This window comes from Roseburia hominis A2-183 (assembly GCF_000225345.1).
GTDB classification, from domain to species: domain Bacteria; phylum Bacillota; class Clostridia; order Lachnospirales; family Lachnospiraceae; genus Roseburia; species Roseburia hominis.
In genome coordinates, this window is the sequence record NC_015977.1 from 373951 (window position 1) to 396550 (window position 22600).

Consider the following 22600-nt stretch of genomic DNA (forward strand, 5'->3'; position numbering starts at 1 on the left):
CATTTACCCGTAGTAGAGGGCAAAGAGAAAGGATTTCTCCAACACCGGGTAGAAACCACTGCGTCCGGTGTCATTTTAGCGAAAGCGGGCAGGAATGCCCTTTACAGGATTAGTAGTAGCAGAAAAAGAGAAACAAACTTTTGTGGTTGCAGTTTTCCAAAAAAGTGGCGGACGGAAGTGAGAGAAAGTTTGCAGTCACGGAGAGCAAGATTCTACCGCAGTACCAAAATTCGCTTATCGCTCATTTTGCCCCTGCGGGAATCTTGTTGGGGAGTGCCTTCCCCAAACCCTGCCATGCGGCTTACGCCGCTTATCCCGCCGCAGCCATGCGGCAGTCGAAAGGAGGTTTTACCATGCGAAAACGATACAACACACCGCACCGCAGCCGGGTAGTCAAGACACGCATGACCGAGGAAGAATATGCCGAGTTTGCGGAAAGGCTTTCTGCCTGCAACATGAGCCAATCCGAGTTTATCCGGCAAGCCATAACCGGGGCAGCCATACGCCCCATCATAACTGTTTCCCCCGTCAATGACGAGCTGCTTGCCGCTGTTGGGAAGCTGACCGCCGAATACGGCAGGATCGGCGGCAACTTAAACCAGATAGCCCGGACGCTGAACGAGTGGCACAGCCCCTACCCGCAGCTTGCCGGGGAGGTACGGGCGGCGGTTTCCGACCTTGCTGCCCTAAAGTTTGAAATCTTGCAGAAAGTGGGTGACGCGGTTGGCAACATTCAAACATATCAGCTCTAAAAATGCAGACTATGGCGCAGCGGAAGCCTACCTCACATTTGAGCATGACGAGTTTACCATGAAGCCCACCCTTGATGAAAACGGGCGGCTGATACCGAGGGAGGATTACCGCATTTCTTCCCTTAACTGCGGGGGCGAGGATTTCGCTGTTGCCTGTATGCGGGCTAATCTCCGCTATGAGAAAAACCAAAAACGGGAAGATGTGAAAAGCCACCACTATATCATAAGCTTTGACCCACGGGACGGGACAGACAACGGCTTGACCGTAGACCGGGCGCAGGAGTTGGGCGAGCAGTTCTGCAAGGCACATTTCCCCGGACACCAAGCCCTAATCTGCACCCACCCGGACGGGCATAACCACAGCGGCAATATCCATGTGCATATCGTCATCAACTCCCTGCGGATTTATGAAGTCCCGCTTCTGCCCTACATGGACAGACCAGCCGATACACGGGAGGGCTGCAAGCACCGCTGCACCAACGCCGCTATGGAATATTTCAAGAGTGAAGTCATGGAGATGTGCCACCGGGAGGGGCTTTACCAAATCGACCTCCTAAGCGGCAGCAAGGAACGGATAACGGAACGGGAATACTGGGCGGCAAAGAAAGGGCAGCTTGCCCTTGATAAAGAGAACGCCGCCAGAGAAGCCACCGGACAGCCAACCAAGCCCACCAAGTTTGAAACGGACAAGGCGAAGCTGCGCCGGACGATACGGCAGGCACTTTCCCAAGCTGGTAGCTTTGACGAGTTTTCTTCCCTTTTGCTGCGGGAGGGTGTGACCGTCAAGGAGAGCCGGGGGCGGCTTTCCTACCTCACGCCGGACAGGACAAAGCCTATCACAGCCCGGAAGCTGGGGGACGATTTTGACAAGGCTGCTGTCCTTGCCCTGCTTACACAGAACGCCCGCAGAGCCGCAGAACAGACCAAAGCCATACCCGAATACCCTGTCGCAGTTAAAAAGCCGTCACAAGGGGAAAAAACCACAAAAACCACCCCGGCAGACAACACCTTGCAGCGCATGGTTGACCGGGAAGCCAAGCGAGCCGAGGGCAAGGGCGTGGGCTATGACCGCTGGGCGGCAAAGCACAATCTAAAGCAAATGGCGGCTACCGTTACCGCCTACCAGCAGTACGGCTTTTCTTCCCCGGAGGAACTGGACGAAGCCTGTTCTGCCGCCTATACCGCCATGCGAGAAAGCCTTACGGAGCTGAAGCAGGTGGAAAAGACGCTGGACGGGAAAAAGGAGCTGCAACGGCAGGTGCTTGCCTATTCCAAGACCCGCCCTGTCCGGGACGGGCTGAAACAGCAGAAAAACGCCAAAGCAAAAGCAGCCTACCGACAGAAGCACGAAAGCGACTTTATCATAGCAGACGCAGCCGCCCGCTATTTCAGGGAGAACGGCATTTCCAAGCTGCCGAGCCATAAAGCCCTGCAAGCAGAGATTGAAAGCCTTATCAAAGAGAAAAACAGCGGCTACAACGATTACCGGGCAAAACGGGAGGAATACCGCCGCTTACAGACTGTCAAGGGCAATATCGACCAGATTTTACGCCGGGAACGCAAGCCTGTGAAAAGGCAGGAACAGGAGCGATAAAAACCACCCCAAAATGTACCCGAACCCATACCGAACAAGGGGGCTGCCCCGTACCCTATCCGGCAATACCAAAGGATTTTTTAACGGGCTTACAGGGCAGAAAAATCCCGAAAATGATACCGAGATGATACAGAATTATCGCCGATACCGCCACACCAGCGGAAACGGCAGAAAGGAGCGCACCCATGCCAAGAATGAGCAAGAAACGGCGGCTGGAATGGTCTTTTTTCCTGCGGCAAGTAAAAGTCGGGAATACCACCTGCGACCGTATCACATACAACGACCTCTGCCGGGGCTGTACCCATAGCTGCAAGCAGAGCTTCCGGGCGGTTATCATACTCTGCCCCCGCTACTACTCCAAACGCCGGAAAAAGGAGGACAGGGACAATGGCAGATAACCGCAAGTATTACTACCTCAAGCTGAAAGAGAACTTTTTTGACAGCGACTCCATTGTGCTGCTGGAAGATATGAAAGACGGGATTTTATATTCCAATATCCTCTTGAAGCTGTACTTAAAATCGCTGAAAAACGGCGGGAAATTGCAGCTTGACGAGCATATCCCCTACACAGCACAGATGATAGCGACACTGACCCGCCACCAGATAGGGACAGTTGAGAGGGCTTTAGAGATTTTCCGGCAGTTGGGGCTTGTGGAGCAGCTTGACAGCGGGGCTTTCTATATGACCGACATTGAGCTGATGATAGGACAGTCCTCTACCGAAGCCGAGCGAAAACGGGCTGCAAGGCTGGAAAACAAGGCACTTTTACCGCCCCGGACAAAAGGCGGACATTTGTCCGACATTCGTCCACCAGAGATAGAGATAGAGTTAGAGAAAGAGATAGAGATAGAAAAAGAGAGAGAGGGAAAAACGGGGCACCCCGCCCCCGCCGCTTATGGCAGATACAACAATGTGATACTGACCGATACAGAGCTTTCCGGGCTGAAAACAGAGCTGCCCGACAAGTGGGAGTATTATATTGACCGGCTTTCCTGCCATATCGCTTCCACCGGGAAGCAGTACCACAGCCATGCAGCCACCATTTACAAGTGGGCGCAGGAGGACGCTGCCAAAGGCAAGGCTGCCCCGAAACAGGGCATACCCGATTATTCATGCAAGGAGGGCGAGAGCTTATGAAAAACGAGATTGAAGCTATGATTACGGACATTACAGCCACTACCGCCGAAGCGGAGGACTACACAGGCGAGGACGGGCTTTTATACTGCGGCAAGTGCCATACGCCCAAAGAAGCCTATTTTTCAAAAGAAACCGCCCAATGGTTAGGGCATGACCGACACCCGGCAGAGTGCGACTGCCACCGGGCAGCCCGTGAAAAACGGGAAGCCGCTGAAAGCCGACAGAAGCACCTTGAAAAAGTGGAGGACTTGAAACGCCGGGGCTTTACCGACCCCGCTATGCAAAACTGGACATTTGAGCATGACAACGGCAGAAACCCACAGACCGAAACCGCCCGCTTTTATGTGGAGAGCTGGGAAACCATGCAGGCTGAAAATATCGGCTACCTGTTTTGGGGCGGCGTGGGGACAGGAAAAAGCTACCTCGCTGCCTGTATCGCCAACGCCCTTATGGAGAAAGAAGTTGCCGTCTGCATGACAAACTTTGCAACGATACTGGGTGACCTTGCCGCCAGCTTTGAGGGCAGGAACGAATATATTTCCAGCCTTTGCAGCTATCCTCTACTGATACTTGATGATTTCGGTATGGAGCGAGGGACAGAGTACGGGCTGGAACAGGTTTACAGCGTGATTGACAGCCGTTACCGAAGCGGCAAGCCGCTGATCGCCACGACCAACCTCACGCTGGAGGAATTGCAGCACCCGCAGGACACGCCCCACGCCCGTATCTATGACAGGCTGACTTCCATGTGCGCCCCCGTCCGCTTCACGGGCAGCAACTTCCGAAAGGAAACCGCACAGGAAAAGCTGGAACGCTTAAAGCAACTGATGAAGCAGCGAAAGGAGAGCCTATGACAGAAACGAAACAGACAAGCACCACCAAAACAGACCGCCGCCCGGACTGTGTGACGGAAATCCGCATGGGCAACTCCGTCCTTACCGTTTCCGGCTTCTTCAAGCAGGGCGCAACCGATACCGCAGCCGACAAGATGATGAAAGTGCTGGAAGCGGAAGCTGCTACACAAAAAATGGCGATTTGACCGACCATAAAGAAGCAGATTTGACGCTTTTGCCGCTATACAGACAGCCACCCCATGTGGTACAATCAAGGTACGGAATAGTGGGGCTGGCTGTCGGAAACGGAGGATTTTATGTTAAGACAGACCAACCAACAACCAATTACCGCCCTTTACCCAAGACTTTCCCATGAGGACGAGCTGCAAGGCGAGAGCAATTCCATTTCCAATCAGAAGCGTATCCTTGAAACCTATGCGAAGCAGAACGGCTTTTCCAATCTGCGCTGGTACACGGACGACGGTTATTCTGGTGCGAACTTTCAAAGACCCGGTTTTCAAGCCATGCTTGCGGACATTGAAGCCGGAAAAGTCGGGACAGTTATCGTAAAGGATATGTCGAGGTTAGGGCGAAACTACCTGCAAGTGGGAATGTACACGGAAATGATTTTCCCACAGAAAGGCGTCCGCTTCATCGCTATCAATGACGGAGTGGACAGCGCACAGGGCGACAATGACTTTGCCCCGCTGCGGAATATCTTTAACGAATGGCTGGTGAGAGATACGAGCAAGAAAATACGGGCGGTAAAACGCTCAAAAGGCATGAGTGGCAAGCCCATCACAAGCAAGCCTGTGTATGGCTACCTCATGGACGAGGACGAAAATTTCATCATTGACGAGGAAGCTGCACCCGTAGTCAAGCAGATATACAACCTCTGTCTTGCCGGGAATGGTCCGACCAAGATAGCCCGTATGCTCACAGAGCAGCAAATCCCCACGCCGGGAACGCTTGAATACCGCAGGACGGGCAGCACCCGCCGCTACCACCCCGGCTATGAGTGCAAGTGGGCGACCAATACCGTAGTGCATATCCTTGAAAACCGGGAATACACAGGCTGTCTGGTAAATTTCAAGACAGAAAAACTTTCTTACAAAGTCAAGCACAGTGTAGAAAATCCCCCGGAAAAGCAAGTGATTTTCGAGAACCACCACGAGCCTATCATAGACACCCAAACATGGGAACGGGTGCAGGAGCTTCGCAAACAGCGCAAACGCCCAAACCGCTATGATGAAGTGGGCTTGTTCTCCGGCATACTGTTCTGTGCGGACTGCGGTAGTGTCATGTATCAGCAGCGATACCAGACGGACAAGCGCAAGCAGGACTGTTATATCTGCGGCAACTACAAGAAACGCACCCATGACTGTACGGCGCACTTTATCCGCACCGACCTCTTGACCGCTGGCGTACTCTCCAATCTGCGGAAAGTGACAAGCTATGCGGCAAAGCATGAAGCCCGGTTTATGAAGCTCTTGATTGAGCAGAACGAGGACGGGGGCAAGCGCAGGAACGCCGCCAAGAAAAAGGAGCTGGAAGCCACCGAGAAACGCATAGCCGAGTTATCCGCTATTTTCAAGCGGCTGTATGAGGACAGCGTGACCGGGCGCATATCAGACGAGCGTTTCACAGAGCTGTCGGCAGACTATGAAGCAGAACAACGGGAGCTGAAAGAAAGAGCCGCTGCTATCCAAGCGGAGCTTTCCAAAGCACAGGAAGCCACCGTGAACGCAGAAAAGTTTATGAATGTTGTTCGGCGGCATACCAGCTTTGAAGAACTTACCCCTACTCTGTTGCGGGAGTTTGTAGAGAAAATCGTTGTGCATGAGTGCAGCTATGACGAGAACAAGACCCGTAGGCAGGACATTGAGATTTATTATTCTTTTGTTGGCAAGGTGGACTTGCCCGAATAACCGCCCGACCTATCCGACATACCTCATGTGCCGGATAGGAACGGCAAAATTCTTTACACTTCTATTACTTCTTTATCACACATCAGTAAAATCTCAGGGCATGAAGCAGTTCATGGCTAATTAAAGGGAACAAAAAAGAAAGGAAAACCAATCCAGACGGTATCAGCGGCAGGATACAAGAATAAATTGTGATTTCACAAGATTGGTGCTATAATAAGAGAAAAGTTCCTGCCGGGGCAGCCGCCCCGGTGGTATGGATAGAAAGGCAGGAAAACAATATGCACATCAGCTATAAACCACTCTGGCACACACTGTTAGAGCGTGATATGAGGAAAGAGGATTTAAGGCTTGCTGCTGGTATGACAACAAATATGATTGCCAACATGAGCAAAGAGGGAAAGCACATCAGCATGGATACATTAGCCCGTATCTGCGAAACGCTGAATTGTGAGATTACCGATGTGATTGAGTTAGTACCAGACGAGCCTGCTTCCACAGGAGGTAAGGAACATGAGAGAATTGAAACCAAGAATAACGGAAAACGGAATTGATTATATCCTTGTCGGAGATTACTACATCCCGGACTTGAAACTGCCGGAGGAACACCGCCCTATCGGAAAGTACGGACGGATGCACCGGGAATATTTAAGGGAAGTCCACCCAGCCAGATTGAATACATTGATACTGACCGGAGAATTGTGGACATATCTTGCAGACCTGAACGAACAGGCACAGGAACGGTTAGACACTATCATGGAGCAGATGAAAGCCACCGAGGGCGTGACAGAGGAATTGAAGCGAACTCAACAAATGGAATGGGTGCAGCGTTGTAATAACATTCACAACCGGGCAGAAGAAATTGTTTTGCATGATATAATTTATTCATACGGGAGTAATTAAATCGGAGGTATATAAGATGATTGAAATTGTATTTGGTGAAAGTGCCTGTGGAAGTTTGAAAATTGCCCAAACTTACGGTAAGGGAAAGTATAGAGGAAGTGCAGTTTCGGTCTTTATGAGGCACGAAGATGGGAGTGTTCCATCTTCAGATGAAATGAAAGAAGCACAAATTCAAGCACAGGAACAAGAACATATTGCTTGGGAGAATGCTATTCCATTGGGAGGCAAGAGCAGTGATGTTTATTGTTTTGATATGGCTCTTAGTGTGGGAGATATTTCTGATAATGGAATTGGCGAACAGCGGAAAAATGTTCTCAAGAAAATGCTGTCTGTCTGGTTTGTAGAGGATTTAGACTATCAGGTTGAAGAAAAAATACAGAAAATTAAAACTACATTGTCTTCGGTTATTGAACGATATGTAGCTGGGGAAGAAGTTCGTATTTGGTATAGCTATAATCCGGATGAACTTTGCGGTATGTACTGGCTTATGAAACAACTTCGACCATTAAACTGTCAGACAACAATTTATTTGGTTAAGTTACCTGCCTGGGAATATGGAAAAGAAAATACTATGACATCCAAAATAGCATGGGGTGAGGTTTCTCCTGGCGAATGGGGAAAATATATAACTCTACAAGAAAAAGCTAAGCCTGTATTTCTTTCAGCTTGTGCTATGAAATGGAATCAACTTCAAAATGAAAATGCACCTTTGCGTGCAATGCTAAATGGTAAATTGCAAAGTGTTTCAGAAGATATATATGATAGTTTCATTCTTCGTGAAATTGCGGAACAGCCAGAGCAATTCAAAATGGCTATTGTTATAGGTAATGTTTTAGGAAAATATCAACTTGGAATTAGTGATGTATGGATTTCTAATCGCATTGATAAAATGCTTGAAGATGGTGTGTTGGAAATTATACAGGACGCACCAAAGGGAGAAACAAATTATCGCCGGATATTAAGAAAACGAATGAAATAATAACCACAGCAAGAACCGCTGCTACATGGAAGGCACCCCAACCATGCAACAGCGGTTTTTTTTACCGTTTTTTCCTCTGGCTGATAGGCGTTCCCATTTTCTTTGATTTTTTGAGAATCCGAATCAGCCAGCGAAATTCTTCGTCTGACAGATTTTTATAGTTGATGCCGAGCTGTTTGCAGTAAAGTACAACGAGCTTTTCATCCCGGCTGCCCTTGAAATTTTCGACCGCTTCCAGATTTTCTTTCAGTTCATCGGCAACGGTGGTCTGGGGCGCACTTTCACTGTCCTTTTTGTGAGCTTCCCGAATATCCCGGATAATGAGATTGAGGTCATCCCGTACCATGTGACTGAAATATTCATCATCACTGATATGGGCAGCTTGCAGCACCTTCAAATGCGGGTCATCTTCGCCGGGGCGATACCGTTCAATGATTTCATGCCGGACGGTATCGACAAGGGCGTTGAGGTTTTGAATCTGCATGGTGGCAATCCCATCCACATAAATCTCAATGTCCGCAAGAAACTTGATAAAGTCCTTATGGGTGGCAAGCTCACAGAGCAGACGGTTGTTAATCCGACCGCTTTTCAGAAGTGCTACCATCTCATCACTCAAATGCAGCTCCCTTAATGGCGTGTTGATCTCTGCCCGGTTCTCTGTCCGGCAAAAGAGATAATCAAGGGACACCCCATAAAAATCTGCCAGCAGGATAAGGTTGCCATGATTGATTTCCTTATAGTCATCTTTTTCATAACTGCCAAGAGCCGATTTTGAAATACCCGTTTGTTCAGCCAGTTCTTCCAGTTTTAATCCTTTGTTTAATCGTAAATCTTTTAGCCGTTCCTGTATTGTAGTAGCTCCGTTCATTGAAGCAGTTCCCCCTTCTGACGACATTTATAACCGTTGAATTGATTATACCATATCAATTCCGCAATCGTGGAAATTTCTGATTTTTACCCCGAATTCCTACTTTGTGGACATACGGCACAGGGCACAAAAATGTTCTATGATACAGGTAGTTCATCGATGGATTATTCCAATCGAATGACCAGCCTGTGTGGGATATGCTTCCCCGGCGATGTAGCGCCATGACTTTTGGCAGGGATATGGAGGAACCCTGACCGAAACGAGCGTACCAAAGGGAGCAATACGCCGCTGTGAGATTCAGGGGAGGAACGACACCGGGGAGAACTGGCGAACTGATACCGAAATGATACCGAAACACGACAATCTGATAGGGGGATAGTCTACCCTATTGCTGATACTTCTGGAGATTTTAGACGGCTCTATGACCGTAATTTTGCCGAAAATCGCCCCGAAACTATACACTAAAACGGGAGGAAACGCAATATGCCGAGAATGAGCAAAAAGAGGAAGCATGAGCTTTCTTTTTACCTCAATGACCGGGGGCGTGTCACTTACAACGAATTATGCCGGAAATGCAAGCATGGGTGCAAGCAGAGCTTCCGGGCGGTTGTGGTTGACTGCCCCCGTTATTTATCCAAAAGAGCAAAGAAAAAGGAGGAACACACCGAATGAATTTTGAATTTATGACGATAGGCACACCGTTGCCGCCCTGTATGCCCTTTCCCAGAGCGTTGACAGGATTTCCAGTCAGCAGCACCGCAAAGGTCATGTACTGCCGGATGTTGGACGCTATGCTATCCAACGGACAGGAGGACGAGAACGGAATCCTGTTTATCTGCTTCCCTGTCACAGCCATTGCCGCAGTCCTGTCCCGCAGCCCCATGACGGTCAAGCGTTCTCTGAATGAACTGGAAACCGCCGGACTGATCATGCGAGTGCGTCAGGGCGTTGGAGAACCAAACAGGATTTATGTGCTGATACCGGGAAAGGAGGACGCTGCCCTTGCCTGATACCTCAAAGCTGGAAAAGCTCAACCGAGAGTTGGAAAAGAGTGAAAAGAAACTGCGGAAAGCCATCAATGATGAAAAGGCATTGCAGCACCAGCTAAAGCAGCTTACCCGAAAAGAACGGACACACCGGCTCTGTACTCGTGGCGGTATGCTGGAAAGTTTTCTGCAAGAGCCGGAACGCCTGACAGATGATGATGTCATGCTGTTGTTGACACTCATTTTTCACAGGCAGGACACGCAGGAACTATTGAAGAAACTGCTGGAACGTGAGAAGCCGGAAACCCCTTAGTTTACTAAGGGCGCAATTATACACCACCCAAAGGTTGGTGCATTGCGTTCTCCGAAGGCTCCTTGCCGGAGGGCTGTGATTTTTCGCAGTCATGGTCTGCTCCAAATCATACAGGGGACGCTACGCTTCCCCTGCGCTGGCTACCGCCAGCTACCCTTTTGTGGACTTGTCATCTGGGGACACCTTGCGTTGCAAGCTGTTCCCAGCCGACAAGTTTCATAAAATATGCTATCTTTTCGATAGGCAATAAAGTATAATAAAGTCAGCAATAAATCGGAATTTTACGGTCAGTAAGGAATGCGTAAAGTTATATGATTGTATTATAAGCGATTTGTTAAATTTTTATAACCACTTGTATTTGCCTGCGATTTATGGTATAATATTTTGAAATTTAGAAAGAGGTGGGAAGATGATTAACTTTTCTTGCAAATAAAATCAAAATATGCGGTAGTGCTATACTTTGGCATTATTGTGTCTATTGCAAGAAAGTTATATGTCTATCTTACTCAATATAGTGCTGTTGCCACTTTTGCTTAGTGGTGTTATTTTATGCTATGACGAGCTGCAAGGATAAACTTTCTTGTGGCTCTTATTTTGTTTTGGAGGTGCTTTATGAATAGTGCAGAACAGATAGTTACACATGATTCACTCCGTATAGTGTCGGTTCCTTTTGGTGAAATCTATACGTAGTAAACATTCACCGAACCGACTTTGTATCGTATGACATGCAAAGGAGGATAATATTTATGTCAATGATTAAAATTGAAAACCTTACGTTTTCATATCCGACAAGTTATGATAATGTTTTTGAAAATGTCAGTTTCCAGGTTGATACCGATTGGAAGCTTGGTTTTGTGGGCAGAAACGGACGAGGTAAAACAACCTTTCTGAATCTTCTGCTTGGGAAATATGAGTATAGTGGAAAAATCCTATCATCCGTACAGTTTGATTATTTTCCTTATCCCGTTTCAGATAAGAATCGTATTACAGAGGATATATTGCAGGAGATTTGCCCACTTGCGGAAGAATGGGAACTTATGCGAGAACTTTCTTATCTTGATGTTGATGTCGATGTGCTTTGGCGACCTTTTGAAACACTTTCCAACGGAGAGCAGACAAAGGTTTTGATTGCCGCTCTTTTTCTTAATGAAGGGCATTTCCTACTGATTGATGAACCTACCAACCATTTGGATGCCAAAGCGAGAAAAAGTGTGGCGGCATATCTGAAAAAGAAAAAGGGATTCATCTTAGTTTCTCACGATCGTCGCTTTCTTGACGATTGTGTTGACTATATTCTATCGATTAACCGAGCGAATATCGAAGTGCAAAGAGGAAACTTTTCATCATGGATGTCAAATTTTGAGCGACAGCAAGAATTTGAACTGGCTCAGAACGAACGTTTGCAAAAGGACATCAGACGATTACAGCAGTCGGCAAAACGCGCTGCAGTATGGTCTGAACGTGTAGAAGCTTCCAAAATTGGGGCAGCAGATAAAGGTTATGTCGGTCATAAAGCCGCCAAAATGATGAAGCGTTCAAAATCTATAGAAGCGAGACAACAACAGACAATCGAACAAAAATCAGCATTGCTGAAAAATATGGAAACCGCAGAAGCCCTCAAGATACAACCGCTTAATTACCATACAGATTTGCTTGCATCATTATCGAATGTAGTAGTTTATTATGATGGCATTTCAGTTTGTGAACCCGTTTCGTTTGAAATAAGACAGGGAGAACGCATTGTGCTTGATGGAAAGAACGGCAGTGGCAAAAGTAGCCTGTTAAAGTTGGTAGTCGGGCAGTCCATAGATTATACGGGTACAGTAACACTTGGCTCTGGGCTTGTAATTTCTTATGTGCCACAGGATACATCGTATTTATGTGGAACCCTTTCCGAGTTTGCAGAAGAAAACAACCTTGATGAAAGTTTGTTCAAGGCAATTCTTAGGAAAATGGACTTTGAGCGTGTACAGTTTGAAAAGGATATTAAAGACTTTTCTGGCGGGCAAAAGAAGAAAGTCCTAATTGCGAAAAGCCTTTGTGAAAAGGCACACTTGTATGTATGGGATGAACCGCTCAACTTTATTGATGTGTACTCACGTATGCAGATTGAACAACTCATAACGGAGTTTGCCCCGACCATGCTCCTGGTAGAACATGACAGTGTTTTTCGAGATACTGTGGCAAGTAAAATTGTGAATATCTAAATTGGTTCTTCCGCAATTTTACGTTTTTCGCTTTAATAAAAATGGAGAATGCTGATTTACACTGGCATTCCAGTATTGAAAAATTACAAAATACGGATAATTGCGTAAGAACCTCTAAATTAAAATAATTGTATGGGTTAATTCCAGCTTTACAGAGACTCAAATTCCAGTTTGCCGAAATATTTTTATAACTTTCCCTATTTTACAGGCTTTTTAGCCTATTCATTAGTGAAATGATATGTATTTTCCCTTATTTTTGCCCTTATGAGATAATCGTAAGGGAAATAAGGGAAAGTTTTATTTAGTCGTTGCCTACCACTTTATCAAGTAACTTTGCGGATTCCCGTTTGGCTTTTCTCGTGGAGTGGGCGTAGACATTCATTGTGGTACTGACATCTGAGTGTCCTAACAGTTCCTGCACATCCTTTGGTGCTGCTCCGTTTGCCAGAAGGTTGCTTGTATAGGTGTGTCGCAGCTGGTGAAAATGAAATCCTTCAAATCCATCCAGTTTCTGAGCAATCTTCCTACAAATAGTTCCTAACGTGCTTGGCAGTTCCAAACTTCCATCCGGTCTTAAGCAGACAAAGGATATTTCCTTATAATCTTCTGGAACATTCTCTGTTCCGTCCAGATGATAGAACTCATAGTAAACTCTGTTTTTGTCTTTTACTTCTCTGTAGTAGTTTTTATGGTAAAGTTCTCCGTACTGCATTCGGTTTTTAAGTTGTTCCTTTCGGGCATTGCGAAGAATCTCTGCCAGTGTATCTCCAAAATCAACAATCCTTACCTTTTTTCGTTTGGTTGGTCCGATGATATTCTTGTGCCTTGAACCATCATATCGGATACTGCGTCTGATTGTAAGGCACTGTTCTTCAAGATTCACGTCCTGCCATGCCAGACCACAGGCTTCACCGATACGAAGTCCTGCATAATAAGCTATCTGGATTGGAAGTATTGCCGGTGGATTGTAATTCTGTAGAAATTCAATCAGTCTTTCATAATCCTCTCGTGGAATTGGCTGTATATCGCCATCCATGTCATCATCGGAAAACAGGTCAACCTCATCCGTCTGGTATTTCAGCTTAATATACTGCATCGGATTGAAAGTGATATATTGCTTTGGTGATACTGCAAATCGGAATGACTGCTGTAATACTGCCGAGAAAGAACGAATGTAATCTTTGCTATAACCTTTTCTTTCTGAACCATCTGGATAAGTGCCACCAAAGGAAAGCAGATTGAAGAAGGCTTGTAAATGCTCAGATGTTACATTTTTCAACTTTCTCTCTGAAATTGGATGCTTCTTGATGTTGGTAATGGCACCGAGGTAATTCTGGACTGTCCCATTACTGAGCGTACCGGTCTTTAATTCTTCCTCTGCCCATATATCAAGTAATTCTCCAATTGTAATATTTTCCGACTTTGCAATGAATTTCTTGCTTTCGTAATCGTCCATTGCCTGACGGAGCAGTTTTTCCGTTTCACTTTTACTTTCTGTTCCAGCGTATTCTTTCTGAACCAGATTGCCGCTTGCATCTTCTACATAGAAGCGGTAGTACCATTTCTTTCCTTTTTTTCTTACAGATCCTTTTGCCATAATCGTGTGTCTCCTTTCGATATCAGACAATCGGAACTGATGAAATGCTTCTTGCGTGTAAGTATATCATAACTCCGGTTGTCGTTCTATACCGAATCGGAATCCTCATACAAAACTTCTGATAAAAGATTTTCAAGCCTTTGTTCTGCCATTTCCGGTTTCTTGGAATAAAGCCTTACGATATCTGCCATGTCGTTAAAGGCATTAACAGTGTGGGTGATCTCCCGGAGAAACATAATCTCGTTATATTCATCATTCGATTCAAACCCCATTACTTTTGCAATATCAGCTTCATTCGTGTTGCCCTTGTAATTCTTGCAGGCAAACTGGAATGATTCCAGAAACAGGTTATATTGCTTTAACATCAACAGCAGTAAATCTTTGGAAAAAGCATCTTCCTTTTTACTAAGGTCGAGAGGTAACTGTTTGAGAATATCGCCCATTGCATCACGAATCTGTAATTCTTTCTTATCCGTAATATCGGTTTCGTATTCATCGGTTTCCCCTCTGAGCCATTCAATAGATACATGAAGTGCTTCCGAAAGACCTTCCAGCACCATCTTTTTGGTATTGTCAATCGAACCATTCTCATAACGCAGGATTGTGGAAGCTGTAACTCCCATCTTCTCTGCAACATAAGGCTGTGTCAGATTTAATTCCAGACGACGCTGTTTTGCCCTGCTGCCTATCAGCTTGCGTAGTTCTTTATCTTTCATGCTGATTGCCTCCTTTTTCGGTATGTATGAATTATAGCATGTACCTCACATAATTGCAATATGCAATTTAATGATTATTTTTAAAATTTCATAACGCTTGACAACGCAATATAAAACCGCTATACTAACAGCACAATAGAAATTGCATAATGCAATTTGCAAGGAGGTGACGAGATGACGGAAAGAAAGATTGCATTATCCATCGAGGAAGCAGCCGACTATACAGGGATTGGCAGAAACACTTTGAGAAAACTGGTTGAATGGAAGAAACTTCCGGTATTAAAGGTTGGAAGAAAAGTCCTTATTAAAACTGACATTCTGGAAAAGTTCATGGAAGCCAACGAGGGACGAGATCTGAGGGATAAAGGAAATGTAAAAGCTGTCACAAGAAATGTGGCAACTTAAAAAGGCGGCTTCTTACGAAACCGCCAAAGGTTCTATCAGACCGAAGCCATGATATACCTACACGCAAGAGGATTATACCATGTGCTTCTCCTGATATGCAACCGGGAACTGTTGTTTATCGGAAAAAGAAAGGATGAAGACGATATGGCGAAATCAACAAAGACTTATGAAGAAAGAATACGTGCATTAGAGAAAAAGGAACAGGAAAGCATTGAAGCTACAAAAAAGCTCATAGCACAGCGGAAGGAACTGGAAAAGAGAAAGAAAGCGGAAGAAAGTAAAAAACGAACCCACAGGCTCTGTCAGATTGGAGGAGCGGTGGAATCAGTTCTTGGCTGTCCGATTGAGGAGGAAGATTTACCAAAGTTGATAGGCTTCTTAAAAAGGCAGGAAACAAACGGGAAGTTTTTCTCAAAAGCGATGCAGAAAGAATTAGTTACAGACATGGAGGAAGTGTAATGGCGGAGGGAGTGGGTTTTCCATTCCCTTCATTGCCTTTGAATGAAGGGCGCACTTATGGACAACCAGAGGTCGTCCTTATAAGTTTGCCACAAGTGGCAACCGGTCTGCGCTTACGCTTGCCGGGCTCGTTCCGTCGGCGGGGCTTTCAGCCAGACCTGCTCATGCCGCAGGGGGCACTCTTGCGCAGAGGGCGTTCCGACAGCTTCACTCCTGCCAAACTAGAAGAAGATGCTGTCGGAAATCAATGCCGGATACGGCAGAAAGGGGGAATCGTATCATGGCGATATTTCACTTTACAGTAAAGATTGTCGGACGCAGTAAAGGAAAATCTGTCATATCCGCATCGGCATATCTTAATGGAGATGTGATGAAAAATGAGGAAACAGGCAGGATCAGCTACTACACTTCCAAAAAGGAAGTCGTCTACACCAGTCTGATGATGTGTGAAAATGCACCTCCTGAATGGCTGCATGTACCGGAAGAAAATATAAAAAGGTTTCAACAGTCTATCCGTTATAAAAGGGCAGGCGATAAGGAAGCTGCACTGGAAAAGTTTAAAATCACATTTCAGAAACAGCGGCTATGGAATGAGGTATTGAAGATAGAAAAAAATGCAGATGCACAGCTTGGACGCTCGTTTGAATTTTCCTTACCGAAAGAATGGAGCAGACAGGAACAGATTGATTATACAACCGAATATATTCAAAAAACTTTCGTGGACAAGGGAATGTGTGCCGATTGGAGCATACACGATAAGAACGATGGAAACCCACATGTCCATTTACTTGTAACCATGCGACCATTCAATCCGGATCATTCATGGGGCAACAAAGAAGTCAAGGACTGGGATTTTGTCAGAGATACTGAGGAAAATATCGTGGTTGATGAATCCCACCCGGATTGGTGGCAGGATAAGAAAAATCCAGACCGTCATGGAATCCGTATTCCGGTACTTGATGAAAACGGAGTACAGAAAGTCGGGGCAAGAAACAGAAAACAATGGAAACGGGTTCTGACCGATGCTACCGGCTGGAACAGTCCAAAAAATTGTGAGTTATGGCGAAGCGAATGGGCTAGGATGTGTAACCGGCATTTATCCATAGACAATCAGATTGACCACCGCTCTTATGAAAGACAGGGCAAATTGAAAGTCCCTACGATTCATGAGGGTGCAGATGCAAGGAAGATTGAGGAAAAATATCTCACCGGACAGATAAGGAAAGGTTCATGGAAGGTTGAGGAAAACCAGATGATTAAAAAACAAAATGCACTGCTGCAAAAGGTAATTGCAACCTTTGGTAAGGTATCCGGTGCATTGTCTATGTGGAGGGAGTGTTTGAATGACATTAGAAGAAAGCAAAGAAGTAATTCCCATGATGGAAGCAATGATTACACAGATAGAGGAACAGCAGAATATCATGGCAGAGATGCTTCAGGAGATACAGGAAAAGGACGAGAAGCTGATGTGTTTTCAGGAGCAGGAAGAACGATTGCAGCAATTAGAGAGCGAATTATTAGAGCTGCTTCAAATCTTGCCGGATACAGAAGAACTGTTGATGCTTCTGGAAGAAAAGACAGACCAGATACAGAAACTCACAGACGAAAATCAGCAATGGCAGAAATTGGCACAGAAATTAAACAGCGAGAACCGGCTATTGCAGAAACAGAACAGCGAATTACTGAACTTGAACAGCAATTAGAGAAAGGAAGGTTGATTGATGAACGAATTAAGAAACTCAAAGAGCGACGATCAACTGGAAGAGTTGCTTCTGCTGACAGAGCAGATGCAGGAAGAACTCGACCAGAAAGACCGGACTATTCGGGAACTGAAAATGCAGCTCGACGAATCGCTGACCTTGAACGAGAGGTTAAACAGCGAGAACAGAGCAGGGAACATTCAAGCCTTAAAGAACGACTTGAGGAAAACAAAAGAATTGTTGCAGAGCGAGAAAGAGAAAACGCACGCTGCCGAAATCATGACAGAGGAATGTCAAGATAAGCTAAGGCAGGCAGAACAGGAACGGGACTATGCACTCTCTCATCAGAAAAAAGTAGAGATACCGGTTGAAAAGCCGGTACTCTATCAAAAGTGTCAGAATTGTAATCAGACAGCTTATCTGAAAGCCAAAGAAAAGTATGATACGCAGAGGGAAAAACTGGCAGGCAGATATAAAACAAAAACAGTCATGTATGAAGCATTGATGTTTCTGCTGATATGGTATTCCGCATCAACTACTCTTTTTCAGATGATACAGTCAAAGGTATTTATTTCTGATTGCAGAATATTCTTTGATGCAATCGGAACTTTCACACAGACTATTGCTGGCTGGATTGCACTGATAGGAAAGAATGTGGCACAGATTAGTAATGGAATATCCAATCCAGTCATTGCCGGAATTATATACTGGCTGATAAGAATATTGATTTGCGGTGGATGTCTGGTGGGTGCGGGAATACTTGTAGCGTTTATAGGGATAAAGATTGCAGGGCTATATAAGAAATACTGTTGGGACATGATTACCATAATGGTAATACTTATAAGCATGGCAACAGCTATCTACTTTGGGAATTGGATAAAGACAGCATTGCCAATCAATCTGCTATTTCTCTTATTATTCGTGCAACTGGTATATGTTGGAATCAGGTGGTATGTAAAGGGATGGCGGGAAGCAAGAGGATATTATTAAAAAACTATTAGAAACTATTCATATTTACTTTCGTGCTAGGACAGATTATTCTAAAAATTCAGTGATGAGCATGTACATGAAATCTTACTTCGTTTAGGTACGAAAAAGGGCAATGGTAACTTTGTGTTCAGATGAGCTCTCACTATCTTGGTAACAACCGCAAGCAGCAGTGGAATATTGACGATGCATTCCGTATATATTCCACAACACATGGCTAAGCCCGACTAGAATGTGGGTGAAAAATTTTACAAGCGCCAGAGTTTCCTCTGGCACTCATTTTATTTTCGCTGTGCGTTTTTTCTGTACTCCAGTGGCAACAATCCAGTGCTTTTACGGAATAATTCTGCAAATCGGCTTGAAGTGGAATAGCCTACTGTTTGGGCAACTTGCCCGACTGTCAGTTCTGTATATGCCAGCAGATATTCTGCTTGACTCATGCGCCGCTGTTGAACATATTCCGTGATGGTGCAGTCGTAGTATTTCTTAAAACAGCTTTTGAGCTTTGTTGTTCCCATGCAGGCAATCTGTGTTAGCCGTTCCAGAGGAATATCAAAAGCATAGTGATCGCTAAGATAAGCGGCAACTATTTGGAGATTTTCAATATCCTGTTGAGAGAGCTTATGGGCTGGTTTATTAGGATGTTTCTTCTGATATTCCACCACCATTGAAACAGCTTCTGCGACTTTACCCTCATAAAAAAGTTTTGCTGCAATCCCTTCCCCGCGATAGTCTTTGATTTCAGTGAGTAACCGTGACATTTCTGGAAAGTCGGATGTTTGGTCGATCTTCCGAAATGCATCCACAGGATTGATCTGTGCCTCCGGGTACAGTTTTTTCAGGTAGTCCTCATAATATGCCGGTGCAATCTCAATCCCAACCGAACGGATTGGAATATTTTTATGTATCAAAGCCTTGTATGGAGTGTAGCCTCCAATAAATGTTTTGATACAACCGGCAGACAGTCTACGGTATGGAGATAATTCCTCCCCGGAAATAGAGTCATACCGAGTGATACTCAGACATTCCGGCATAGAGCATTCCAACATGAAATCTTCGTGGAAGGAAAAGTTATGGATTTTAATATCATATAAGTCTTTCTGTCCATAAGTCCAGTAGGTGCCTTCTCCAACTTCGGGAGAAAGTTTCCAGCAGTCACCTAATGCCCCATATTGCTGGTTGTCTGGGTCACGGATAAAACCGTGTTCAATTAGTAGCGGTGTATAAAACTGGTCAATAATTTCAGACATGAAAACAGACCGCCTCCTTTTTGCAACGATTAGACGAACTTTTGAAAGGAACAGACGAACATTGCCGGAACCTATTGAATGTTGTTCGATAAATGCGTATTGTATTAGACGAAGATTAGAGGTATCTAACCGAAGAATATCACAAACCACTTGTCGAGTCAAGGCAATGAAAGGTAGGAGGTCAAAATGAGTAATCAAGTAAATTCTATGAACAAAGGTCTGACAGTGAAAGACCTTGTAACAACAGGTATTTTTACTGCACTGTTATTTGTTTTTGTATTGGTGGGCGGTGTCTTTTTTGCAACGAATCCTGTACTTACTTTTTTCATGCCAGCAGGAGGTGGGCTGCTTGCTGGCCCCATTTATCTTTTGCTGATTGCAAAAGTACATAAGCGTTGGAGTCTTTCTATAATGGGCGTTATCATGGGTATTATTTGGTTCGTGACTGGTATGCACTGGGCTTTTGCATTGGGCTACATGATCATGGCGATTGTCGCGGACTTTGTTGCTGGTGCAGGGCAGTACAAAAGCAAAAAACTCAACAGCCTGTCTTATATCCTGTTCTCTCTCGGTGGCACTGGTTCATATATCGTGTTCTTTGTTGACCCCAACGGCTGGGCGCAGACCATGCTGGGGAACGGAACTGAACAGAGTTACATCGACACCATGCAGGCAACTGCAAATACCGGCATCCTGATTGCCATGTTTGCTGCTGTTATCATTACATCTGCAATCAGCGCTTTTGTAGGCTGCAAAATGCTGAAAAAGCAGTTTGAAAAAGCAGGTATTACAGCATGAGCGGTAAACGCCATAAGAAAGAGCTTTGGCTCGACCCACGGGCCAAGCTCTTTCTTATTCTTATGTGTGTTTTATCGTCCATGTTTGCGCCCTCACTTGCATATCAATTTATCCTTGTTATGCTGATTGCGATATTGGGGGCTTTCTTTGGAAAGTGGAAATATGTCATTAAGGCTGTATGCTTTTATGCGGTCATCTGTGCCCTGACAGTTTGGATCATGGCAGAAATGACAGGCACGCTGCGGACAATGTTTATTGCCTTTTTAGGCTTGTTTCATAAGGTCTATGCGTGCGGAACCTTGGCTGGGATTGTTCTGACTACTACAAAAGTCAATGAGTTCCTGTCTGCTATGAACCGTGTCCGCGCACCCAAAAAGTTAGTAATTCCTATGGCAGTTATGCTGCGGTACATTCCAACTATTCAAGAGGACTGGCGCTATATCACAGACGCTATGCGAATGAGAGATGTTTCACCATCTCTGGCGGGCTTTTTAACACATCCGGGCATGACGGTTGAGTGTATTTATGTGCCTTTATTGATGGCAGCTTCAAAAGCGGCGGATGATCTTTCTGTTGCTTCTGTCACTCGTGGAATTGAAAATCCCAATCCACGCACCTGTCTTGTCCAGATAAAATGCGGAATTTCCGATTGGGGCGTCATGGCCTTTGCCGTAGCTTATCTGATTTTTGAATTATGTGTGCGAGGAGGTGTGATCGGTTGATTGAGTTTGAAAATGTATCGTTTTCCTATACGGGGCAGGAACATGGTGGGCTGCGCGACATCAATTTGAAAATTTCGGACGGAGAATTCGTCCTGTTCTGTGGCCGCAGCGGGTGCGGAAAAACAACGATTACAAGGCTGGTGAATGGACTGATCCCTCAGTTTTATCAGGGGGAGCTTCATGGCCGTGTGCTGGTAGATGGTCAGGAAATCAGCAATATCCCCATGTATCAGATTGCCGCTAAGGTTGGCTCCGTTTTCCAAAATCCACGGACGCAGTTTTTCAATGTTGATACAGACAGTGAGATTGCCTTTGGAATTGAAAATGAAGCTCGCCCTCCTGAGAAATTGGCTGAGCGAGTAGAGCAGACAACTGAAGATTTGCATATTCAAAAGCTGCGAAACAGAAATATTTTTGAGTTGTCCGGCGGAGAAAAGCAGAAAATCGCCTTTGCTTCTGTTTATGCCATGAACCCACAGATTTATCTATTGGATGAACCATCCTCTAATCTGGATATGACTTCGATCCAGGAACTAAAGGAACATTTGCGGCTGATAAAAAAACAGGGCAAAACAGTTTTGATAGCGGAACATCGTCTGTACTACCTGATGGAGTTGGCTGACCGAATTGTTTATCTGGAAAAAGGAGAAATCAAAGGAATATACACCCCGGAAGAATTTTGGCAGCTATCTGAACCTGATCGTGAACACATGGGGCTGCGAGCTGTTGATCTACAGGCGGTATTCCCGCAAAAAGCCCACTTGCCTGCGCCTACCCCTGTATTGGAGCTGCGGAATGTGACGCTCCGTTACAAGAAGCAAACAATTTTGCATGACATTGAGCTATCCGCCGGAAAGGGCGAAGTGATTGGTGTTGTCGGCCACAACGGAGCTGGAAAGACTACATTTTCCCGCGCTCTCTGTGGGCTTCACAAAGACTGCGATGGACAATTTTTGTGGGAAAGCGAGCCGATTGAGCGTAAGGAAAGGCTGAAACGCTCTTACATGGTTATGCAGGATGTGAATTATGAACTTTTCGCTGACAGCGTGGAGGCAGAGTGCTCCTTTGGTATACGCAATCCAGATCAAACACTGGTAAATGCAACTTTGGAGGAATTAGGCCTTACCCAATATCGGGAGCGCCATCCAAACACGCTTTCTGGCGGTCAAAAGCAACGAGTAGCTGTAGCTGTTAGCATGATTTGTGGGAAAGATCTGCTGGTATTCGATGAACCGACCAGCGGCCTTGATTTTGACAGTATGACGCAGGTGGCGGGACTGATCCGCCGGTTGTCCAATATGGGAAAGGTTATTTTCATTGTCACCCACGATTTTGAATTTGTCTGCCGTACCTGCTCCCGTGTCCTGCATTTTGACGAGGGCGAAATGCCCGATGATGTACCAGTTACAATGGATGCCCTCCCGAAATTGAGAGAGCTGTTCTCTGTTTCAGATGGAAAGGAGAGGTGA

26 protein-coding genes and 1 pseudogene are annotated in these 22600 nt (G+C 45.6%); 23 read left to right on the forward strand and 4 right to left on the reverse strand.

Features of this window, described 5'->3' with window-relative positions; translation table 11 throughout:
* The first annotated feature begins 353 nt into the window (after positions 1-353).
* From RHOM_RS01625 to RHOM_RS01670, 11 genes and pseudogenes are all read left to right on the forward strand, one after another.
* Positions 354-752 carry a plasmid mobilization protein gene (locus RHOM_RS01625; RefSeq protein WP_044024773.1) on the forward strand — a complete coding sequence of 133 codons (399 nt, stop codon included), beginning with the start codon at positions 354-356 and terminating at the stop codon, positions 750-752.
* Positions 724-2346 (forward strand): relaxase/mobilization nuclease domain-containing protein, encoded by a 1623-nt coding sequence (locus RHOM_RS01630; RefSeq protein WP_014078531.1) that lies wholly within the window; start codon positions 724-726, stop codon positions 2344-2346. The genes RHOM_RS01625 and RHOM_RS01630 overlap by 29 nt, the downstream gene beginning before the upstream one ends.
* Before the next feature lie 185 nt (positions 2347-2531).
* On the forward strand, positions 2532-2744 hold the full coding sequence (locus RHOM_RS16770) for a hypothetical protein (protein ID WP_005927784.1): 213 nt from the start codon (positions 2532-2534) through the stop codon (positions 2742-2744).
* Positions 2734-3483 carry a phage replisome organizer N-terminal domain-containing protein gene (locus tag RHOM_RS01640; RefSeq protein ID WP_014078533.1) on the forward strand — a complete coding sequence of 250 codons (750 nt, stop codon included), beginning with the start codon at positions 2734-2736 and terminating at the stop codon, positions 3481-3483. The genes RHOM_RS16770 and RHOM_RS01640 overlap by 11 nt, the downstream gene beginning before the upstream one ends.
* Positions 3480-4337 carry an ATP-binding protein gene (locus RHOM_RS01645; RefSeq protein WP_014078534.1) on the forward strand — a complete coding sequence of 286 codons (858 nt, stop codon included), beginning with the start codon at positions 3480-3482 and terminating at the stop codon, positions 4335-4337. Before RHOM_RS01640 ends, RHOM_RS01645 begins: the two co-directional genes overlap by 4 nt.
* The gene (locus RHOM_RS01650; RefSeq protein ID WP_014078535.1) at positions 4334-4522 is read left to right on the forward strand and encodes a transposon-encoded TnpW family protein; all 189 of its coding nucleotides are present in this window, start codon (positions 4334-4336) and stop codon (positions 4520-4522) included. Before RHOM_RS01645 ends, RHOM_RS01650 begins: the two co-directional genes overlap by 4 nt.
* A gap of 111 nt (positions 4523-4633) precedes the next feature.
* The gene (locus tag RHOM_RS01655) at positions 4634-6244 is read left to right on the forward strand and encodes a recombinase family protein (RefSeq protein ID WP_014078536.1); all 1611 of its coding nucleotides are present in this window, start codon (positions 4634-4636) and stop codon (positions 6242-6244) included.
* Between the two features lie 25 nt (positions 6245-6269).
* Positions 6270-6362: pseudogene (locus RHOM_RS18410) on the forward strand (Maff2 family mobile element protein); the annotation flags it as partial.
* Positions 6363-6522: 160 nt separating this feature from the next.
* On the forward strand, positions 6523-6795 hold the full coding sequence (locus RHOM_RS01660; protein WP_002593556.1) for a helix-turn-helix domain-containing protein: 273 nt from the start codon (positions 6523-6525) through the stop codon (positions 6793-6795).
* A complete protein-coding gene (locus RHOM_RS01665) occupies positions 6755-7144 on the forward strand; it encodes a TnpV protein (protein WP_009296082.1) in 390 nt (129 codons plus the stop codon). The genes RHOM_RS01660 and RHOM_RS01665 overlap by 41 nt, the downstream gene beginning before the upstream one ends.
* 16 nt (positions 7145-7160) lie before the next feature.
* Complete coding sequence (locus RHOM_RS01670) at positions 7161-8123, forward strand: DUF3658 domain-containing protein (protein ID WP_014078537.1); 963 nt, start codon at positions 7161-7163, stop codon at positions 8121-8123.
* Positions 8124-8184: 61 nt separating this feature from the next.
* Here the strand turns inward: RHOM_RS01670 and RHOM_RS01675 are convergent, their stop codons facing one another.
* On the reverse strand, positions 8185-8991 hold the full coding sequence (locus tag RHOM_RS01675; RefSeq protein ID WP_006573790.1) for a helix-turn-helix transcriptional regulator: 807 nt from the start codon (positions 8989-8991) through the stop codon (positions 8185-8187).
* Positions 8992-9474: 483 nt separating this feature from the next.
* Between RHOM_RS01675 and RHOM_RS01680 the strand changes: the two genes are divergently transcribed.
* From RHOM_RS01680 to RHOM_RS01695, 4 genes are all read left to right on the forward strand, one after another.
* A complete protein-coding gene (locus tag RHOM_RS01680) occupies positions 9475-9663 on the forward strand; it encodes a hypothetical protein (RefSeq protein ID WP_002584330.1) in 189 nt (62 codons plus the stop codon).
* Complete coding sequence (locus tag RHOM_RS01685) at positions 9660-10001, forward strand: DeoR family transcriptional regulator (protein ID WP_002584329.1); 342 nt, start codon at positions 9660-9662, stop codon at positions 9999-10001. Before RHOM_RS01680 ends, RHOM_RS01685 begins: the two co-directional genes overlap by 4 nt.
* A complete protein-coding gene (locus tag RHOM_RS01690) occupies positions 9994-10290 on the forward strand; it encodes a DUF3847 domain-containing protein (RefSeq protein WP_002584328.1) in 297 nt (98 codons plus the stop codon). Before RHOM_RS01685 ends, RHOM_RS01690 begins: the two co-directional genes overlap by 8 nt.
* Positions 10291-11036: 746 nt before the next feature.
* Positions 11037-12497, forward strand: coding sequence for an Lsa family ABC-F type ribosomal protection protein (locus RHOM_RS01695; protein ID WP_002584327.1), 1461 nt, complete (start codon positions 11037-11039; stop codon positions 12495-12497).
* Between the two features lie 301 nt (positions 12498-12798).
* Here the strand turns inward: RHOM_RS01695 and RHOM_RS01700 are convergent, their stop codons facing one another.
* Positions 12799-14094, reverse strand: a complete 1296-nt coding sequence (locus RHOM_RS01700) for a tyrosine-type recombinase/integrase (RefSeq protein WP_014078538.1) — start codon at positions 14092-14094, stop codon at positions 12799-12801.
* 86 nt (positions 14095-14180) lie between these two features.
* The gene (locus RHOM_RS01705; RefSeq protein WP_003505395.1) at positions 14181-14810 is read right to left on the reverse strand and encodes a helix-turn-helix domain-containing protein; all 630 of its coding nucleotides are present in this window, start codon (positions 14808-14810) and stop codon (positions 14181-14183) included.
* A gap of 174 nt (positions 14811-14984) precedes the next feature.
* On the opposite strand from RHOM_RS01705, the gene RHOM_RS01710 reads away from it, so the two are divergent.
* The 5 genes from RHOM_RS01710 (at position 14985) to RHOM_RS01730 (ending at position 18364) form a co-directional block, all read left to right on the forward strand.
* The gene (locus RHOM_RS01710) at positions 14985-15215 is read left to right on the forward strand and encodes a helix-turn-helix domain-containing protein (protein ID WP_003505382.1); all 231 of its coding nucleotides are present in this window, start codon (positions 14985-14987) and stop codon (positions 15213-15215) included.
* A 144-nt stretch (positions 15216-15359) separates the two neighbouring features.
* Entirely contained in the window at positions 15360-15674 is a 315-nt protein-coding gene (locus RHOM_RS01715; RefSeq protein ID WP_041254741.1) for a hypothetical protein, read from the forward strand.
* Positions 15674-15979: a hypothetical protein gene (locus tag RHOM_RS01720; RefSeq protein WP_014078540.1), complete on the forward strand. Its 306-nt coding sequence runs from the start codon at positions 15674-15676 to the stop codon at positions 15977-15979. The genes RHOM_RS01715 and RHOM_RS01720 overlap by 1 nt, the downstream gene beginning before the upstream one ends.
* Positions 15955-17676, forward strand: coding sequence for a MobA/MobL family protein (locus RHOM_RS16780; RefSeq protein ID WP_014078541.1), 1722 nt, complete (start codon positions 15955-15957; stop codon positions 17674-17676). The genes RHOM_RS01720 and RHOM_RS16780 overlap by 25 nt, the downstream gene beginning before the upstream one ends.
* Positions 17654-18364, forward strand: coding sequence for a DUF6040 family protein (locus RHOM_RS01730; protein WP_044024774.1), 711 nt, complete (start codon positions 17654-17656; stop codon positions 18362-18364). The genes RHOM_RS16780 and RHOM_RS01730 overlap by 23 nt, the downstream gene beginning before the upstream one ends.
* Before the next feature lie 278 nt (positions 18365-18642).
* On the opposite strand, the gene RHOM_RS01735 is transcribed toward RHOM_RS01730, so the two are convergent.
* Entirely contained in the window at positions 18643-19611 is a 969-nt protein-coding gene (locus RHOM_RS01735; RefSeq protein WP_014078542.1) for an AraC family transcriptional regulator, read from the reverse strand.
* 186 nt (positions 19612-19797) lie between these two features.
* Between RHOM_RS01735 and RHOM_RS01740 the strand changes: the two genes are divergently transcribed.
* The 3 genes from RHOM_RS01740 to RHOM_RS01750 are packed head-to-tail and all read left to right on the forward strand — an operon-like array spanning position 19798 to position 22600.
* Positions 19798-20409 carry an MptD family putative ECF transporter S component gene (locus RHOM_RS01740; RefSeq protein ID WP_009203546.1) on the forward strand — a complete coding sequence of 204 codons (612 nt, stop codon included), beginning with the start codon at positions 19798-19800 and terminating at the stop codon, positions 20407-20409.
* On the forward strand, positions 20406-21131 hold the full coding sequence (locus tag RHOM_RS01745; protein WP_014078543.1) for an energy-coupling factor transporter transmembrane component T: 726 nt from the start codon (positions 20406-20408) through the stop codon (positions 21129-21131). Before RHOM_RS01740 ends, RHOM_RS01745 begins: the two co-directional genes overlap by 4 nt.
* On the forward strand, positions 21128-22600 hold the full coding sequence (locus tag RHOM_RS01750; protein ID WP_014078544.1) for an ABC transporter ATP-binding protein: 1473 nt from the start codon (positions 21128-21130) through the stop codon (positions 22598-22600). Before RHOM_RS01745 ends, RHOM_RS01750 begins: the two co-directional genes overlap by 4 nt.

What these genes read in the sequence shown, in the direction of transcription:
- RHOM_RS01695 (WP_002584327.1), top strand. Translation starts at nt 11,037, where the DNA reads ATGTCAATGATTAAAATTGAAAACCTTACGTTTTCATATCCGACAAGT.
- RHOM_RS01715 (WP_041254741.1), top strand. Translation starts at nt 15,360, where the DNA reads ATGGCGAAATCAACAAAGACTTATGAAGAAAGAATACGTGCATTAGAG.
- RHOM_RS01745 (WP_014078543.1), top strand. Translation starts at nt 20,406, where the DNA reads ATGAGCGGTAAACGCCATAAGAAAGAGCTTTGGCTCGACCCACGGGCC.
- RHOM_RS01660 (WP_002593556.1), top strand. Translation starts at nt 6,523, where the DNA reads ATGCACATCAGCTATAAACCACTCTGGCACACACTGTTAGAGCGTGAT.
- RHOM_RS01710 (WP_003505382.1), top strand. Translation starts at nt 14,985, where the DNA reads ATGACGGAAAGAAAGATTGCATTATCCATCGAGGAAGCAGCCGACTAT.
- RHOM_RS01655 (WP_014078536.1), top strand. Translation starts at nt 4,634, where the DNA reads ATGTTAAGACAGACCAACCAACAACCAATTACCGCCCTTTACCCAAGA.
- RHOM_RS01665 (WP_009296082.1), top strand. Translation starts at nt 6,755, where the DNA reads ATGAGAGAATTGAAACCAAGAATAACGGAAAACGGAATTGATTATATC.
- RHOM_RS16780 (WP_014078541.1), top strand. Translation starts at nt 15,955, where the DNA reads ATGGCGATATTTCACTTTACAGTAAAGATTGTCGGACGCAGTAAAGGA.
- RHOM_RS01650 (WP_014078535.1), top strand. Translation starts at nt 4,334, where the DNA reads ATGACAGAAACGAAACAGACAAGCACCACCAAAACAGACCGCCGCCCG.
- RHOM_RS01705 (WP_003505395.1), bottom strand. Translation starts at nt 14,810, where the DNA reads ATGAAAGATAAAGAACTACGCAAGCTGATAGGCAGCAGGGCAAAACAG.
- RHOM_RS01685 (WP_002584329.1), top strand. Translation starts at nt 9,660, where the DNA reads ATGAATTTTGAATTTATGACGATAGGCACACCGTTGCCGCCCTGTATG.
- RHOM_RS01680 (WP_002584330.1), top strand. Translation starts at nt 9,475, where the DNA reads ATGCCGAGAATGAGCAAAAAGAGGAAGCATGAGCTTTCTTTTTACCTC.
- RHOM_RS16770 (WP_005927784.1), top strand. Translation starts at nt 2,532, where the DNA reads ATGCCAAGAATGAGCAAGAAACGGCGGCTGGAATGGTCTTTTTTCCTG.
- RHOM_RS01645 (WP_014078534.1), top strand. Translation starts at nt 3,480, where the DNA reads ATGAAAAACGAGATTGAAGCTATGATTACGGACATTACAGCCACTACC.
- RHOM_RS01740 (WP_009203546.1), top strand. Translation starts at nt 19,798, where the DNA reads ATGAGTAATCAAGTAAATTCTATGAACAAAGGTCTGACAGTGAAAGAC.
- RHOM_RS01640 (WP_014078533.1), top strand. Translation starts at nt 2,734, where the DNA reads ATGGCAGATAACCGCAAGTATTACTACCTCAAGCTGAAAGAGAACTTT.
- RHOM_RS01670 (WP_014078537.1), top strand. Translation starts at nt 7,161, where the DNA reads ATGATTGAAATTGTATTTGGTGAAAGTGCCTGTGGAAGTTTGAAAATT.
- RHOM_RS01675 (WP_006573790.1), bottom strand. Translation starts at nt 8,991, where the DNA reads ATGAACGGAGCTACTACAATACAGGAACGGCTAAAAGATTTACGATTA.
- RHOM_RS01700 (WP_014078538.1), bottom strand. Translation starts at nt 14,094, where the DNA reads ATGGCAAAAGGATCTGTAAGAAAAAAAGGAAAGAAATGGTACTACCGC.
- RHOM_RS01625 (WP_044024773.1), top strand. Translation starts at nt 354, where the DNA reads ATGCGAAAACGATACAACACACCGCACCGCAGCCGGGTAGTCAAGACA.
- RHOM_RS01730 (WP_044024774.1), top strand. Translation starts at nt 17,654, where the DNA reads ATGACAGAGGAATGTCAAGATAAGCTAAGGCAGGCAGAACAGGAACGG.
- RHOM_RS01735 (WP_014078542.1), bottom strand. Translation starts at nt 19,611, where the DNA reads ATGTCTGAAATTATTGACCAGTTTTATACACCGCTACTAATTGAACAC.
- RHOM_RS01720 (WP_014078540.1), top strand. Translation starts at nt 15,674, where the DNA reads ATGGCGGAGGGAGTGGGTTTTCCATTCCCTTCATTGCCTTTGAATGAA.